The sequence below is a fragment of the Variovorax sp. P2_H12 genome (assembly GCF_056403395.1).
In genome coordinates this window covers 80,908-96,156 of sequence record NZ_JBFUFO010000041.1, presented here as the reverse complement: position 1 = coordinate 96,156, position 15,249 = coordinate 80,908, and the positions used below count along the sequence as shown (strand labels likewise).

Genomic DNA, 15,249 nt, shown 5'->3' with positions numbered 1-15,249 from the left:
ATGAATTCGATCGCTGGCGCCTACGGGAGCGACGAAGCCGGGCTGATCTGCGGCTATCTGTTCGATGCCGCCGCCCCGGAGCCGACCCGCGCGGTCGACTCCGCGCAGGCGGCCGACTGGCTGGCCGCCGGCGCTCCGCCCGGCGCCTTCCTGTGGCTGCATTTCAACCTGAGCCATGCCCAGGCCGAGCGCTGGCTGCTGCGCCACGCAGGCCTGTCCGACCTCTTCTTCGAGACGCTGAAGGACGGGCTGCACTCGACCCGGATCGAGCGCGCCGACGATTCGCTGATCGCCGTCATCAACGACGTGCACTTCGAGTTCAGCTTCGAGCCCTCCGACATCTCGACCCTGTGGATCAGCGTCGGCCCGCGGCTGGTGGTGACCGCGCGCACCCAGCCGCTGCGCTCGGTCGATGCGCTGCGCACCTCGGTCAAGGCCGGCGATGCGCCGCGCTCCAGTACCGAACTGCTCGAGCACCTGCTGCGCGTGCAGGCCGACGTGCTGGTGAACATCGTGCGCGGCGTGACTGCGCGCATCGACGACATCGAGGACGCGCTGCTGGCCGGCCGGCTGGACCACAAGCGGGCCCGGCTCGGCGTGCTGCGCCGGGTGCTGGTGCGCTTGCAGCGCCTCCTGGCGCCCGAACCGGCGGCGCTGTTCCGGCTGCTGCAGAGCCCGCCCGCCTGGATGGCCGAGCCCGACGTCCAGGAGTTGCGCGGCTCGACCGAGGAGTTCTCGGTGGTGCTGCGCGACATGGGCGCACTGCAGGAGCGCATCAAGCTGCTGCAGGAAGAGATCGCCGCCGATGTCAATGAGGACAACAACCGCAGCCTGTTCGTGCTGACCGTGGTGACCGTGCTGGCGCTGCCGATCAACATCCTGGCCGGGCTGTTCGGGATGAACGTGGGCGGAATTCCGCTGGCCGATCACCGGCACGGCTTCTGGATCGTGGTGGCCATCGTGGTGAGCTTCACCGCGGTCGCGGCCTGGGTCGCCTTCCGAAACAAGCGCTGAAACGGGCCCGCCGCAGGCCATTCCGAGAAAGAATAAGATCGTGCGGTGTCCTCCATCCTCAACGCCGACCTGCATTGCCACTCCGTGGTTTCGGATGGCACGCTGACGCCCGAGGCGCTCGCGGCCCGCGCCGCCGCCAACGGCGTCGAGCTGTGGGCCCTGACCGACCACGACGAAGTCGGCGGCCAGCACCGGGCTGCCGCCGCCGCCCGCGAACACGGCATGAAGTACCTCACGGGCACCGAGATCTCGGTCACCTTCGCCGGCGAGACCGTGCACATCGTGGGGCTGGGCTTCGACCCCGACGACGCCGCGATGCGCGAAGGCCTCCACGACACCCGAGGCGGCCGCGGCAAGCGCGCCCAGGAGATGTCCGAGGGCCTGGCCAAGGTCGGCATCCACGGCGCATATGAAGGCGCGCTCAGGTTCGTCGGCAATCCCGAACTGATCTCGCGCACCCACTTCGCGCGCTTCCTGGTCGAGGCCGGTCATTGCCGCGACACCCCCGAGGTGTTCCGCAAGTTCCTGACTGAAGGCAAGCCCGGCTACGTGCCGCATCGCTGGGCCAGCCTGAAGGACGCGGTCCACTGGATCACCGCCGCCAAGGGTCTGGCCGTGATCGCCCACCCCGGCCGCTACAAGTTCACGGCCAACGAGGAGTACGCGCTCTTCGTCGAGTTCAAGGCCCACGGCGGCCAGGCGATCGAGGTCGTGACCGGCAGCCACACGCCGGCCGAGTACGTCGAGTACGCCGACAAGGCGCTCGAATTCGACTTCGCCGCCTCGCGCGGCAGCGATTTCCATAGCCCCGACGAAAGCCACTGCGACCTCGGCAAGCTGCCTCCGCTGCCCGGCAAGCTCACGCCGGTGTGGGAACTGCTCGAGCACCGCATCCAGTGACGGGCACGGCGAGCGACGCGGCCGCGAGAACCAGCACCCGCGACCTCGCGTCGGAGCGCATCCTGGCCGGCATCGGACTGGTGCTGCTCGCGGTGGCCTGCTTCGCCACGCTGGACACCGCCACCAAGCTGTCGACCGCGGCGGTTCCGATCCTGATGGGCGTCTGGGTCCGCTATGCCTTTCAGGCGGTGGCGACCACGCTGGTGCTGCTGCCCCGGCACGGCACGGCGCTGCTGCGCACCCGCCATCCGCGCTACCAACTGCTGCGCGGCGCCCTGCTGCTCGCCTCCAGCACGCTGGCTTTCTTCAGCCTGCGCTACATGCCGCTGGCGGAGTTCACCTCGATCGTGCTGATCGCGCCGCTGGTGATCACGCTGCTGGCGGCCACCACGCTCAAGGAGCATGTGTCGCCGCTGCGCTGGGCGCTGGTGGCGGGCGGCTTCGCGGGCACGCTGGTGATCCTGCGCCCGGGCGGCGACGCCTTCAGCTGGGCCATGTTCCTGCCGATCGGGCTGGTGCTGACCAACGCCTGGTTCCAGGTGCTGACCAGCAAGCTCGCGCGGACCGAGGACCCGCTCACGATGCACTTCTACACCGGCTGGGTGGGCACGCTGCTGGCATCCTTCGCGCTGCCCTTCGTCTGGACGGCGCTGCCCTCCTGGCACTGGTGGGCGCTGCTGTGCTTGATGGGATTCATGGGCACGGTGGGCCATTTCTTCCTGATCCTGGCCTACCAGCGCGCGCCGGCCTCCACGCTCACGCCTTACCTCTATGCGCAGATCGCCTTCGCGATGCTGGGCGGCTGGATCATGTTCTCCCATGTGCCGGACCGGATTTCACTGATCGGCATGGGGCTGATCGCGGTCTGCGGCGCGGCCGGCGCCTGGCTCACGGTGCGCGAACGCCGGGTCCCTATCGAACCCGCCGAGTCATGACTGGCCGTCTCGGGGCAGAATCAGCCCCATGGCCCAGTTCTTCGAAGTCCACCCCGACAACCCCCAGCAACGCCTGCTGAAGCAGGCCGTGGCGCTGCTCGCGCGCGGCGAGATCGTCGCCGTGCCGACCGATTCCAGCTACGCGCTGGCCTGCCATCTCGACGACAAGGACGCGGTCGACCAGCTGCGCCGGATCCGCCAGGTCGACGACAAGCACCACCTGACGCTGCTGTGCCGCGACTTGAGCGAGCTCTCGAACTATGCGCGGGTCGACAACAAGCAGTACCGGCTGCTGAAGGCGGCCACGCCCGGCCCGTATACCTTCCTGCTCGAAGCCACCAAGGAAGTGCCGCGGCGGGTCAGCCATCCGCAGCGCAAGACCATCGGCCTGCGCGTGCCCGATCACCGGGTGCTGCTGGAACTGCTGACGCTGCACGGCGAGCCGCTGCTGGCCACCACGCTGATCCCGCCCGGCGAGACCGAGGCGCTGAACGACGCCACCTTGATCCGCGAGCGCTTCGAGAAGCAGATCGGCGCGGTGATCGACGCCGGCGCCTGCGCCTCGGAGCCGACCACCGTGGTCGACCTGACGCCGATGGGTGCCGGCGGCGAGCCGCTGCTGGTGCGGCAGGGACGCGGCCCGCTGGCCGTTCTGGGTCTCTGAGCCGGCCCCGGGCGGTCTGAGACAATCCTGGCGGTGGATATTTCAAATCTCATACAAACCGTCCTGATCTACGCCCTGCCGGTGATCTTCGCGATCACCATCCATGAAGCCGCGCATGGCTACGTGGCACGGTACTTCGGCGACAACACGGCCTACGTGATGGGCCGCGTGACGCTCAACCCGATCAAGCACATCGACCCGATCGGCACCATCCTGATGCCGCTGCTGCTGTATTTCGCCACCTCGGGGGCCTTCCTGTTCGGCTATGCCAAGCCGGTGCCGGTCAATTTCGGCCGCCTGCGCCACCCCAAGCGCGACATGATCTGGGTCGCCCTGGCCGGCCCGGCCTCGAATTTCATCCAGGCCATCTTGTGGGCGCTGTTCCTGGTCGGCCTGGTCGCCGCCGGCATCAATGAACCCTTTTTCATCAAGATGGCCCAGGGCGGCGTGCTGGTCAACCTCGTGATGTGGGCCTTCAACCTGTTTCCGCTGCCCCCGCTCGATGGCGGCCGGGTGCTGGCTGGCCTGCTGCCGCGCGGCGCGGCCCAGGAATTCCTGGCCCGCATTGAGCCCTACGGCTTCTTCATCGTGATGGGCCTGGTCATCGCCGGCGTCGTCAGCACCTGGTGGCTGAGCCCGTTGATGGCCTTCGGCTACCAGGCCATCTCCCTGCTGCTGAGCCCGCTCACCGCCCTCATTCGCTGAACTCCCATGGCCATTCCTCCCGACACGCCCACCCGCTTCCTCACCGGCATCACCACCAGCGGCACGCCGCACCTCGGCAACTACGTCGGCTCGGTGCGGCATTCGGTGCGCTTCAGCCGCCGCGACGATGTCCAGAGCTTCTACTTCCTGGCCGACTACCACGCGCTGATCAAGGTCGACGAGCCGGCCCGCATCCAGCGCTCGACGCTCGAGATCGCCGCCACCTGGCTGGCCTGCGGCCTCGACCCGGAGCGGGTCACGTTCTACCGCCAGTCGGACATCCCCGAGATCCCCGAGCTGACCTGGTTCCTGACCTGCGTCACCGGCAAGGGCCTGCTCAACCGCGCCCATGCCTACAAGGCGCAGGTCGACAAGAACACGGCCAAGGGCGAGGACCCGGACGCCGACGTCAGCGCCGGCCTCTTCATGTACCCGGTGCTGATGGGCGCCGACATCCTGATGTTCAACGCCCACAAGGTGCCGGTGGGCCGCGACCAGGTGCAGCACATCGAGATGGCGCGCGACATGGCGCAGCACTTCAACCATCTCTACGGCGAGCACTTCACGCTGCCCGAGGCCGAGATCGACGACTCCGTGGCGACGCTGCCGGGCCTCGACGGCCGCAAGATGAGCAAGAGCTACGACAACACGATCCCGCTCTTCACGCCGCGCGCCCAGCTGCAGAAGCTGATCAACGGCATCGTGACCGATTCGCGCGCCCCGGGCGAGCCCAAGGACACCGAGGGTTCGGCGCTGTTCCAGATCTACCAGGCCTTCGCCGACGACCAGGAGACCGAGACCCTGCGCAAGGCCTTCGCCGACGGCATCGGCTGGGGCGACGCCAAGCAGCTGCTGTTCGAGCGCATCGACCGCGAAGTGGCGCCGATGCGGGAGCACTACGACGCGCTCCTGAACGACCCGGCCCGGATCGAGTCGATCCTGCGCGCCGGCGCCGAGAAGGCGCGCGCGCTGTCGCGGCCCTTCGTGGCCGACCTGCGCCACGCGGTCGGCCTGCGCAACCTCGCCAGCCAGGACAAGGCGGCGGCGCGCAAGGCGGCCAAGGTGGCCAAGGTCGCGGGTCCGAGCTTCAAGCAATATCGCGAGCGCGACGGGCAGTTCTATTTCAAGTTGCTCGACGCCCACGGGGTGCAGCTGGTACAAAGCCGGGGGTTCGCTTCGCCGCAAGAGGCCGGGCGTGCCATCGGCACGCTGCGCCAGCAGCGGGCGGCGGCCCTGGCGCTGCTCGCGGCGCAGCTCGAGCCGATGGACGATGAGGGTATGCGTGCGGCTTCTGCCGCACTGGAGGCGCTTGCGGCAGCCGATGCGGCGAGCGAAGGCTAAGGGTCAATCACCCGCAGCGAAGGGCAGCCGCCCGACCTGCGGACACAGCGAGTAAATCATGAGTATCTATGTCATCGACGACCACCCCCTGATGCGCGACGCCATCGTGATGGTGCTGAGGCGCCTGCGACCGGCCGAGAACATCGTCGAGCTCGAACGGCTCGACAAGCTGACCGCAGCGGTCAAGCAACATGGGGCGCCGGGCCTTTTCTGCCTCGACCTCAAGCTGCCGGACACCACGGGCGTCTCGGGCGTCGTGGCCGTCAAGCTGGCCTATCCGGACGTGCCGATCGCGGTCTATTCGGCCTCGCCGTCGGCCGACATGGAAGAGGCCTGCATCGAGGCCGGCGCCGACACCTACATCGAGAAATCGGCCAGCTCGGCCGAGCTGACCGCCGCGCTGCGGGGCCTGCTGATGGCCGACACCGATGCCGAGGAGCCGGTGGCCGCGGCCAACAGCAAGCTGTCGAAGCGCCAGACCCAGCTGATCGCCATGCTCGACCAGGGCATGAGCAACCGCGACATCGCGACCGAGCTCGACATCAGCGAGCACACGGTCAAGGTGCACCTGTGGCGGCTGTTCCGTCGCCTCGGGGTGAAGAGCCGGACCCAGGCCCTCCACCACGCCCGCACCAACGGATTGTTGTCGGGCTGACCCCCAGGTTGCCCGGCACTTCGTGTCCGGGCGCCCACCCCCTCTCCGGGGGGCAACACCAGCGGCCCGGCAAAGCCGGTTCCGCGGTGGCACTGTGGCTCGCCCCCAGGTTGCCCGCACTTCGTGTCGGGCGCCCACCCCCTGCCGGGGGCAACACCAGCGGCCCGGCAAAGCCGGTTCCGCGGTGTTTCACCAGCAGGCCGGGCTGCGCCGGCCGATCACGTCAGCCGACAGCGCCCGAGATTCGGGTCTGGGCTTGCGTTTCGTCGGCGTCGTGCAAGGCGACGCGGAAGACGCTGCCTCGGCCCAGGCGCGAGCGCACGCTGACCGGATGCCCCAGCGCGTGCGACAGCCGCGCCACGATCGCCAGGCCGAGGCCGAAGCCGTCCGAGGTGCCAGCATGGTCGGCCACCTTGTAGAACTCCAGGAAGACGTCGCGCAGGTGCTCGCGCGCGATGCCGATGCCCGTGTCCCAGACCTCGACCCGCAGGCCGTCACGGGTCTGCCGCGAGGCCAGCAGGATGCCGCCCTCGGCCGTGTACTTGATCGCGTTGGCCAGCAGGTTGCCGATCATGCGGCGCACCCGGATCGGGTCGGTCAAGACGGTGCCGGGCGTCACGTGCATGCGAAAGCCCAGCCCCTTGGCCTCGGCCACCGGCCGGTACTGCAGTTCGAGGTCGTGCAGCAGCTGCGCCACTTCGACCCGTTCGATGTGCAGCCGCACCTGTCCCGAATCGATGCGGGCGAGATCGAACAGCGAATCGAACAGCGCATTCACCGCATGCGTGGCCCGCACGATCTTCGGCGCGATCTCGGCCACCAGCTCGGGCTCGTTGCGCAGCCAGTCGGCATAGAGCGAGAGCGCCAGCACGGGCTGGCGCATGTCGTGCGCCGCGCTGGCCAGGAAGCGGTTCTTCATCGCCACGGCCGACACCGCCGCCTGCCGCTGCTGGGTCAGCGAATTGATCAGGATGTGGTTGTGGAACAGCAGCTCGAAGCTGTTGCGCGCGGTCTCGTGGATGCGCCGGCCGGCCCGCAGCAGCAGCCACCAGTGCAGGCCCGGCAGCAGCAGGAAGCCGTAGTGGAAATGCGGCCGTTCGAACTTGAGTTCGATCATGCGCCAGGCGATCGCCGCCAGCATCGTGAAGAACAGCGTGTTGACGTAGCGCTTGAGCAGCGGCGGATGCAGGGCCAGGCCGTTGAGCGGGAAGGTCGCGACGCCGGCGACGATCAGCCAGCTCATGAACTGGTTCACGAGCGGCGTGCGCTCGAAGAAGATCAGGATCGACAGGCCCCAGGCGAAGCCGCTGGCACTCCAGAGATAGCGATAGCGCTCGACGAAGTACTGCTGCGCGGCCGAGTCGCGGTCGGCGTAGTCCCTGGCATAGAGCTGCTCGCCCCAGATCCGGCAACCGGTAGCGACGATGCCGATCGCGAGCCAGGCCATCAGCTGCCAGGGCGGCACGTGGCCCCAGCTCAGGCCCACCATGGCCGGCATCAGCGCCGCCGCCAGCAGGTAGGAGCCGCGGGAGGCCCGCATCAGGCTGCGGATCAGTTCACCGCGCACCCACGGCTCGGCCTCGTCGGCAGACGCAGGCGCCGGTGTGAGGCTTGCAAAGGACGAGTTGCCCAGCCCTGCGAACGACGAATTACCCATCATGGCCTTCACGCCCCTGTCATCCACGCCACAAAAAAAGGCCCCTCGCGAGGGGCCCCTGCCTGCGGCACTGCGCACCGCAATTGAAGAACTCTGCGACCCGATGCCGCCCTGTGCCACGCGCCCCAGGGCGCCAGGCGCTAACGCCTGATCTTAATTGGCCGCCGGCGCGACTTCCGTCCCATCATTCCCTGATTCGTAGCGTGCGCACAACGCCTTTCGGGGTTCCGGCGTCTGCTTCGACCGCAGCCTCGCCCAGGATCCACGCCCGGAACGCGGCCACCTTGGCCCGCAACTGGCTTCCCTCGGGAACGAGCAGGTAGTACGCCAGGTCTTCGAGCAGCGCGTCGTCCGCGAGTCTCAGCAGGCGCCCTTCGGCGAGATCGGGCGCCACCATCGCCGCCGGCAGCAGGCCCGCGCCCTGCCCCGCCAGCACGGCCCTCAGCAGCAGGCCGGCGTCGTCGTAGGCGGGGCCACGGGCCGGGCCGATCTCGTCGATGCCCTGCGCCTGGAACCACCGATGCCAGCCGCTGCGCTCGGCCTCGTGCACCTGCGGCCAGCGCAGCAGCGCCGCCGCGGAGGCTGGCCGCCCCMGCCGGGCGGCCAGCGCCGGCGCCGCCACCGGCACCACCTCCACGGCGACCAGCTTGTCGCTGTGCAGGCCCGGATAGCGCCCGAGACCGTGACGGATCGCGACGTCCACGCCATCGCGCGACCAGTTCACGAGCGCGGTGCTGGCGACCACCTGCAGATCGATGTCCGGATGGGCATCCTGGAAGCCCTGCAGCCTCGGGACCAGCCAGGCCGCGGCGAAGAAGGGCGTGACGCTGACGGTCAGCAGGCCGGACTCGGCCGCTGCCGCGATGCGCCCGGACGCCTCGGCGATCTGCCGCAAGGCATTGCGGATCGGCGGCAGGTAGTCGCGCCCGGCGCCGGTCAGCACGATGCCGCGATTCACGCGCTCGAACAGCGCGACGCCCAGCTTCTCTTCGAGCGCCTTGAGCATCTGGCTGACCGCGCCGGGCGTCACGCACAACTCCTCGGCCGCCTTCTTGACCGAGAGGTGGCGCGCCGAAGCCTCGAAGGCGCGAAGTGCGCCCAGCGGCGGGAGATGCTTCAGGATCATTTAGTTTTACTCACTTGAATCGGCATCAATTCATGGTTTGCTTTTCCAATGCCGATTGGTGAACATCCAGCTTAGCAATTCTGATCCGAATCGAAGCAAAGGAAAACGCGCGATGACTGATGCCACGGTGCTGCGCCCTCGACGCCTGTTCCACGGCTGGTGGGTGGTCGCGGGCGCCTTCGCCGTGACCTTCGTCGGCTTCGGCAGCGCCTACACCTTCGGCGCCTTCGCGGCATCGCTGCAGCAGGAATTCGCGGCCTCGCGCGGCTCGACCTCGGTGGTGTTCTCGCTCGCCGGCTTCCTGTACTTCGCGCTCGGCTGCGTCAGCGGACCGCTGGCCGACCGCTGGGGCTCGCGGCGCCTGGCGCTCGCCGGGATGCTGCTGACCGGCGCCGGCCTGGTCGCGGCCAGCCTCGCGCGCAGCCTCACCGAGGTCTACCTGGCCTACGGGCTGGGGGTGGGCCTGGGCGTCGGCTGCGCCTACGTCCCCGCGGTCGGGGCCGTGCAGCGCTGGTTCTCCCGGCGCCGCGGGCTGGCGTCCGGGCTGGCCGTCAGCGGCATCGGCGTCGGCACGCTCGTGATGCCGGCGCTGGCCGCGCTGCTGATCGCGCAGTTGGGCTGGCGCGGCGCCTATGCCGTCCTCGGGGTCCTGGCCATGGTGGTGGGCGCGGGCATGGCGCTCTTGATCGAGAACGACCCGCACGCTCGCGGGCTGTTCCCGGACGGCGACCCCGCGGGCCCCGCCGATTGGGCGCAGCGCGCGGCAGGGATGTCGGTGCGCGAAGCGCTCGGATCGCGGCAGTTCGCGGTGCTCTATGGCGCCTGCCTGCTCTGCTCGCTGGGTGTCTTCGTGCCTTTCGTGCACCTGGTGCCCTCTGCGATGGACCAGGGCGTGGCGCCGTCATCGGCGGTGCTGCTGCTCGGCGTCATCGGCATCGGCAGCACGGCTGGCCGCTTCTTCCTGGGCGGGCTGATGGACCGGATGGGCCGCGACCGGGCCCTGGTCGCCATGTTCGCCGGCATGGCGCTGTCCCTCGCGATCTGGGCGATGGCGACGGGCTGGTGGCCGCTGGCGACCTTCGCCTTCGTCTACGGCGTCTTCTACGGCGGCTGGGTGGCGGTGCTGCCGGCCGTGGTGATGGACCGATTCGGCGGGCGACATGTCAGCGGCATCATCGGCGTGCTCTATACCAGCGTAGCCTTCGGGACGCTGATCGGGCCGAGCGCCGCCGGGTTCGCCTTCGACATCAGCGGCAGCTACACGATGCCGATCCTGGCGAGCGTGGCCGCCAACCTGCTGGCCGCGGGCATCGTGCTGGCGATGCCGCGGGGCGCGCTTCGCAGCCAGTCCTAGTGCGCCACCACCGCGATGCCGCGGATCTGCCCCGCCTTCGCCTCGACCGCCGGCCGCGGATAGCGCTCCGGCGCGAAGCGATGCAGCAACTCGGCCTCGCGGCCGCGCGCCAGCGCGAGGTTGGCTAGCTTCACGTGGCCGTAACCGCGGATCGCCAGCGGCACGGCGGCAATCTGCGCCGCCAACCGCTGGTTGGACGGCGACAGCCCGGCCATCAACTCGTCGAGCCGCGCATCGAAGCGCCCGATCAGCTCGCGCTCCAGCCGACGCTCCGCGGTGTGGCCGAACAGGTCGAGGGCCGTGCCGCGCAGCACCTTGCCGCGCGCCAGCCACTTCATCGCCGGCAGCATCCAGCCGCCGAGACGGATCTTGACCGGCGGCTGACCGTTCTTCGGCCGTGCGAGGAACGGCGGCGCCATGTGGAACTCGAGCTTGAGATCGCCTTCGAACTGCTCGGCAAGCTTTGCGCGGAAGCCGCCGTCGCTGTAGAGGCGCGCCACTTCGTACTCGTCCTTGTAGCTCATGAGCTTGAGCAGGCTCTGGGCCGCATTGCGCGTGACGGGCAGCGAAGGGTCGCCCCCGGCCAGCGCTGCCTCGCGTTGTCGCACCGCCAGCACCCGGGCCTCGAAGCGCCGGGCCCAGGCCGCGTTCTGATACCCGGCCAGATGCCGCACAGCCCTGGCGACCAGCGCCTCCAGCGACTCGTCCTCGGCCCGCGCGGCCGGCGCACCGCGCACGGCATCGATGGCCTGCGGATCGCCCGCCGCCAGGCGGCCGAGCGAGAACGCCAACTGGTTGGCCGCCACGGCGACGCCGTTGAGTTCGATCGCCCGGGTCAAGGCCTCCAGGCTCAGGGGAATCAGGCCGCACTGCCACGCATAGCCGGCCGCGAGGATGTTCGATGCCAGCGTGTCGCCCAGGAACTCCTCCGCCAGCGTCTGGGCATCGAAGGTCCGGACCTGTTCGCGGCCGGCCACGAAGCGCATCTTCTCGAGCAGCAGCTCGACCTTGAGGTCCGCATCCGGGTTGCGCAGCGACTCGGCCACCGGGATCTCGTGCAGGTTCGCCAGGATGCGCGTGCGGCCGTGGCGCACGGTCTGCAGCGCCTCGGGCGAGGCACCGACCACCACGTCGCAGGCCAGGATCGCATCGGCCTGCTGGGTGTCGATGCGCACCTGGTTCAGCCGCTCGGGCGTGTCGGCCAGGCGCACGAAGCTCAGCACCGCGCCGCCCTTCTGCGCAAAGCCCATGAAGTCCAGCACGCTGGCCGACTTGCCCTCCAGGTGCGCGGCCATCGCGATGACCGCGCCCACGGTCACCACGCCGGTGCCGCCGACACCCGTGACCAGCAGGTCGTAGGGCGCCGTCCATCCGTGCGGCTCGGGCCTCGGCAGCGCGGCCACGTGGCGCAGGAAGGCATCCTGGCCCGCAGCCAGCGCGCCGCTCTTCTTGCGCAGCGCGCCGCCGCTCACGCCGACGAAGCTGGGGCAGAAGCCCTGGGCGCAGGAGTAGTCCTTGTTGCAGCTGGTCTGGTCGATCTTGCGCTTGCGGCCGAACTCGGTCTCGTGCGGCAGCACGGCGACGCAGTTGCTCTGCACGCCGCAATCGCCGCAGCCCTCGCACACCGCCTCGTTGATGAACAGCCGCTTGGCCGGGTCGGCCAGCTCGCCCTTCTTGCGGCGGCGGCGCTTCTCGGCGGCGCAGGTCTGCTCGTAGATCAGCACCGTGACGCCGGGCACTTCGCGCAGTCGCCGCTGCACCGCGTCGAGCTCGCTGCGGTCCTGGAACTCGGTGCCGGCCGGGAACTTGCCCTTGATGGCGTCGTACTTCTCGATCGCGTCGCTGACCACCACCACCTGCTTCACGCCTTCGGACTCCACCTGGCGCGCGATCGCATCGACGCTGATGATGCCGTCGACCGGCTGGCCGCCGGTCATCGCCACCGCGTCGTTGAACAGGATCTTGTAGGTCAGCGTCGCGTTGGCCGCCACCGCCTGCCGGATCGCGAGATAACCCGAGTGGTAGTAGGTGCCGTCGCCGAGGTTCTGGAACACGTGCGGCGTGCGCGTGAACATCGCGTGCGAGACCCAGTCGACGCCCTCGCCGCCCATCTGGATCAGCCCGGCCGTGCTGCGGTCCATCCAGTTGGCCATGAAGTGGCAGCCGATGCCGGCGCGCGCGGTCGAGCCCTCCGGCACCTTGGTGCTCGTGTTGTGCGGGCAGCCGGCGCAGAAGTAAGGCAGCCGCTTGACCGTGTCGCCGTCATTGCTCAGCAGTTCGGGCGGCGTGAAGTCGCGCACGTGCTGCAGGTGGTCGCCAAGCTCGCTGTTGCCGGGGAAATGGACCGCGAGCCAGTGCGCCACCAGCTCGATCAGCCGTGACGGCCGCAGCTCGCCGAGCGCCGACACCAGCGGCCGGCCCTCGCGATCCTGCTTGCCGACCAGCACCGGGCGGGCACCGGGCGGCGCGTTGTAGAACAGGTCGCGCAGCTGGCTCTCGACGATCGCGCCCTTCTCCTCGACGATCAGGATCTCTTCCAGGCCCTCCGCGAAGGCCTTGATGCGGGTCTGCTCGATCGGAAAGCTCAGGCCCACCTTGTAGAGCCGCAGCCCGATGCGGGCCAGGCTCTCCGGCGTCACCTCGAGGCGGCGCAGCACTTCCATCAGGTCGTAGTGGGCCTTGCCACAGGTCACGATGCCGACCCTGGCCTGCGGGCTCTCGATCACATGGCGATCGATGCTGTTGACGCGGGCGAAGGCGGCGACCGCCTCCAGCTTGTCGGCCAGCCGCGACTCGATGCGCAGCGATGGCAGGTCGGGCCAGCGGTAGTGCAGACCATCGACAGGCGCGCGGTGGCCGGTCGCGGCGCGCACGGTGTCGGCATCGGCCCAGCCGGCGACGCGGGCGGCGACCCGGTCCAGATCGACCGTGCTGGCGCTCTCGACCACTTCCGACAGCGCCGCCATGCCGACCCACGCGCCCGAGTAGCGCGACAGCTCGTAGCCGTAGAGGCCGAACTCGAGGTACTCGGCGACGCAGGCCGGCTGCACGACCGGCATGCTCCAGGCGACGAAGGCATGGTCGCTCTGGTGCGGCATCGACGACGAAACGCAGCCATGGTCGTCGCCCGCCACCACCAGCACCCCGCCATGCGGCGAGGAGCCGTAGGCGTTGCCGTGCTTGAGCGCATCGCCGGCGCGGTCCACGCCCGGCCCCTTGCCGTACCACATCGCGAACACGCCCTCGACCGTGCGCTCGGGGTCGGACTCGACGCGCTGGGTGCCGAGCACCTGGGTGGCGGCGAGCTCCTCGTTGATGGCCGGCACGAAGCGGATGCCGGCCTCCTTGAAGCCCTTGCCAGCCTTCCAGATCGCCTGGTCCACCATGCCCAGCGGCGAGCCGCGGTAGCCGCTGACGAAGCCCTGGGTGCCCAGGCCGCGGGCGAGATCGCGCTGGCGCTGCATCAGCAGCACCCGCACGAGCGCCTGCGTGCCGGTGAGGAAGACGGCACCCGATGTCGCCCACAGGCTGTCGGCCAGTCGGTAGTCGGAACGCAGGACGGACGGATCGCGGGGGGTGCTTTGCATGGCCGAAATTGTTCCATCGCGAGGCGAGGAAAGGCTTCTTCAATACACTAGCAAAACACCCTAATTTGAGAATTTGATTCTCGAAAACCGCCATGAATGTCGATCCCATTCTTCTTGACGCCCATAGCCTGAAGATTCTTTTCGAGCTGCAGCGCGATGCGCGCCAGACCGTGCAGCAGATCTCGGAGGCCGTCGGGCTGTCGCCCACGCCGTGCTGGAAACGCATCAAGGACATGGAGGCCGCCGGCGTGATCCGCGGCTACACCGCGGTGATCGACCGCGAGAAGGTCGGCCTGCATGTCGCCGCGGTGGCGGAAGTCAACCTCGATCGGCACAGCGAATCGCAGGTGCAGCGCTTTGAGGACGCGGTCGCAGCGAGCCCGCAGATCACCAGTTGCGTGTCGGCGACCGGCCCGGCGGACTACATCCTCACGGTGCTGGTGCAGGACATGAAGCACTACGAGCGCTTCCTGCACGAGACCCTGTTCAGCCTGCCCGGCGTGACGCATGTGCGATCCAGCATCGTGCTGCGGCAGGTCAAGTCGGAGGTGGCGCTACCGATCGAGCAGGTGCCGCAGTCGTCGGCCGGGGCGACCCGCGGCCGACGGCGCTGAGGCGGCGGCGCTCAGATGTGCAACGCGGCCAGTGCGCCCACGACCACCCCAATGCCTGCGACAGCCAGCATGCCCCACTCCAACCACTTCTTCCTCGTCAGCAAGGCCATCGCGGCCAGCGCGATGGACACTTGAAGCGCGGTGGTGGCCTGGGCCCAGCGATGATGCTGGTGCATCTGCGCTTCGGACTTCAGGTCCCAATCCGCGGCCTCTTTCTCGAGCTTTTGGGCGACGAGCAGGATTTCTCCTTTTTCTGCTTCGTAGCGGGCAACCTTCGCCTGCCAGGCCGGCTTGCGCTCGCTCGAAGACATGTCGAGCGCGAACTCGGCGAGGGACTGCTTCGTGCTCTTGGCCTGGAAGAAGTTCCACTGGTTCGAGGCCTCGGTCTTCTTGATGCCCGCGTTGTTCTTGTAGAGGCCGGCGTTGGCCTGGGTGAGTCCTCCCATGTACGCGAAGATCGCCCCGACCGTGGCGATGACGGCGGTGCACACCGCGATCTGACTGGTCAGGCTGATACGGCCCCCGTCGTGGGTGGAGGTGGGCTGATGCCCCCCCTGCGCGGCGTGTTCGAGTTCGTGGTCATGCGGGCCGTGCACGTGAAAGCCGTGTCCTGACATAAGGGTCTCCGATTGGGTTGAGGCTGCGAAGTATGACGAACCGGCCGAGCCGTTCGCCCTTCGCCCCCGTGGAGCTCCCA

General features: G+C 69.0%; 13 protein-coding genes. 9 read left to right on the top strand and 4 right to left on the bottom strand.

Annotated elements, in window-relative coordinates; genetic code table 11:
• The 7 genes from AC1DYK_RS28085 to AC1DYK_RS28055 are packed head-to-tail and all read left to right on the top strand — an operon-like array spanning nt 1 to nt 6,214.
• Nucleotides 1–1,014: a transporter gene (locus AC1DYK_RS28085; protein ID WP_478169272.1), complete on the top strand. Its 1,014-nt coding sequence runs from the start codon at nt 1–3 to the stop codon at nt 1,012–1,014.
• A 45-nt stretch (nt 1,015–1,059) separates the two neighbouring features.
• Nucleotides 1,060–1,914, top strand: a complete 855-nt coding sequence (locus AC1DYK_RS28080; protein WP_478169271.1) for a 3',5'-nucleoside bisphosphate phosphatase — start codon at nt 1,060–1,062, stop codon at nt 1,912–1,914.
• Nucleotides 1,911–2,849: a DMT family transporter gene (locus tag AC1DYK_RS28075; protein ID WP_478169270.1), complete on the top strand. Its 939-nt coding sequence runs from the start codon at nt 1,911–1,913 to the stop codon at nt 2,847–2,849. The genes AC1DYK_RS28080 and AC1DYK_RS28075 overlap by 4 nt, the downstream gene beginning before the upstream one ends.
• A gap of 28 nt (nt 2,850–2,877) precedes the next feature.
• Nucleotides 2,878–3,513 carry an L-threonylcarbamoyladenylate synthase gene (locus tag AC1DYK_RS28070; RefSeq protein ID WP_478086797.1) on the top strand — a complete coding sequence of 212 codons (636 nt, stop codon included), beginning with the start codon at nt 2,878–2,880 and terminating at the stop codon, nt 3,511–3,513.
• Between the two features lie 33 nt (nt 3,514–3,546).
• Nucleotides 3,547–4,218 (top strand): site-2 protease family protein, encoded by a 672-nt coding sequence (locus tag AC1DYK_RS28065; protein ID WP_478169269.1) that lies wholly within the window; start codon nt 3,547–3,549, stop codon nt 4,216–4,218.
• 6 nt (nt 4,219–4,224) lie between these two features.
• Nucleotides 4,225–5,559, top strand: coding sequence for a tryptophan--tRNA ligase (locus AC1DYK_RS28060; RefSeq protein ID WP_478169268.1), 1,335 nt, complete (start codon nt 4,225–4,227; stop codon nt 5,557–5,559).
• A gap of 58 nt (nt 5,560–5,617) precedes the next feature.
• Nucleotides 5,618–6,214: a response regulator transcription factor gene (locus AC1DYK_RS28055; protein WP_442285411.1), complete on the top strand. Its 597-nt coding sequence runs from the start codon at nt 5,618–5,620 to the stop codon at nt 6,212–6,214.
• 223 nt (nt 6,215–6,437) lie between these two features.
• Here AC1DYK_RS28055 and shkS read toward each other — a convergent pair whose 3' ends face one another.
• Entirely contained in the window at nt 6,438–7,874 is a 1,437-nt protein-coding gene (gene shkS / locus AC1DYK_RS28050; protein WP_478158251.1) for a surface-behavior sensor histidine kinase ShkS, read from the bottom strand.
• A 181-nt stretch (nt 7,875–8,055) separates the two neighbouring features.
• A complete protein-coding gene (gene gcvA, locus AC1DYK_RS28045) occupies nt 8,056–8,997 on the bottom strand; it encodes a transcriptional regulator GcvA (RefSeq protein ID WP_478169267.1) in 942 nt (313 codons plus the stop codon).
• A gap of 112 nt (nt 8,998–9,109) precedes the next feature.
• On the opposite strand from gcvA, the gene AC1DYK_RS28040 reads away from it, so the two are divergent.
• Nucleotides 9,110–10,351, top strand: a complete 1,242-nt coding sequence (locus tag AC1DYK_RS28040) for an MFS transporter (RefSeq protein ID WP_478169266.1) — start codon at nt 9,110–9,112, stop codon at nt 10,349–10,351.
• Here AC1DYK_RS28040 and AC1DYK_RS28035 read toward each other — a convergent pair.
• Nucleotides 10,348–13,938 (bottom strand): indolepyruvate ferredoxin oxidoreductase family protein, encoded by a 3,591-nt coding sequence (locus AC1DYK_RS28035; protein WP_478169265.1) that lies wholly within the window; start codon nt 13,936–13,938, stop codon nt 10,348–10,350. The two genes, AC1DYK_RS28040 and AC1DYK_RS28035, sit on opposite strands and share 4 nt — an antisense overlap.
• A gap of 92 nt (nt 13,939–14,030) precedes the next feature.
• Here AC1DYK_RS28035 and AC1DYK_RS28030 point away from each other — a divergent pair, with 92 nt between their 5' ends.
• Complete coding sequence (locus AC1DYK_RS28030; protein WP_478169264.1) at nt 14,031–14,552, top strand: Lrp/AsnC family transcriptional regulator; 522 nt, start codon at nt 14,031–14,033, stop codon at nt 14,550–14,552.
• An 11-nt stretch (nt 14,553–14,563) separates the two neighbouring features.
• Here AC1DYK_RS28030 and AC1DYK_RS28025 read toward each other — a convergent pair whose 3' ends face one another.
• Entirely contained in the window at nt 14,564–15,169 is a 606-nt protein-coding gene (locus tag AC1DYK_RS28025) for a DUF4337 domain-containing protein (protein WP_478169263.1), read from the bottom strand.
• Between the last annotated feature and the right edge of the window lie 80 nt (nt 15,170–15,249).

Excerpts from the sequence above, each read along its gene's own strand:
- AC1DYK_RS28085 (WP_478169272.1), top strand. The coding sequence starts at position 1 with ATGAATTCGATCGCTGGCGCCTACGGGAGCGACGAAGCCGGGCTGATC.
- AC1DYK_RS28070 (WP_478086797.1), top strand. The coding sequence starts at position 2,878 with ATGGCCCAGTTCTTCGAAGTCCACCCCGACAACCCCCAGCAACGCCTG.
- AC1DYK_RS28060 (WP_478169268.1), top strand. The coding sequence starts at position 4,225 with ATGGCCATTCCTCCCGACACGCCCACCCGCTTCCTCACCGGCATCACC.
- AC1DYK_RS28055 (WP_442285411.1), top strand. The coding sequence starts at position 5,618 with ATGAGTATCTATGTCATCGACGACCACCCCCTGATGCGCGACGCCATC.
- shkS (WP_478158251.1), bottom strand. The coding sequence starts at position 7,874 with ATGATGGGTAATTCGTCGTTCGCAGGGCTGGGCAACTCGTCCTTTGCA.
- AC1DYK_RS28040 (WP_478169266.1), top strand. The coding sequence starts at position 9,110 with ATGACTGATGCCACGGTGCTGCGCCCTCGACGCCTGTTCCACGGCTGG.
- AC1DYK_RS28035 (WP_478169265.1), bottom strand. The coding sequence starts at position 13,938 with ATGCAAAGCACCCCCCGCGATCCGTCCGTCCTGCGTTCCGACTACCGA.
- AC1DYK_RS28030 (WP_478169264.1), top strand. The coding sequence starts at position 14,031 with ATGAATGTCGATCCCATTCTTCTTGACGCCCATAGCCTGAAGATTCTT.
- AC1DYK_RS28025 (WP_478169263.1), bottom strand. The coding sequence starts at position 15,169 with ATGTCAGGACACGGCTTTCACGTGCACGGCCCGCATGACCACGAACTC.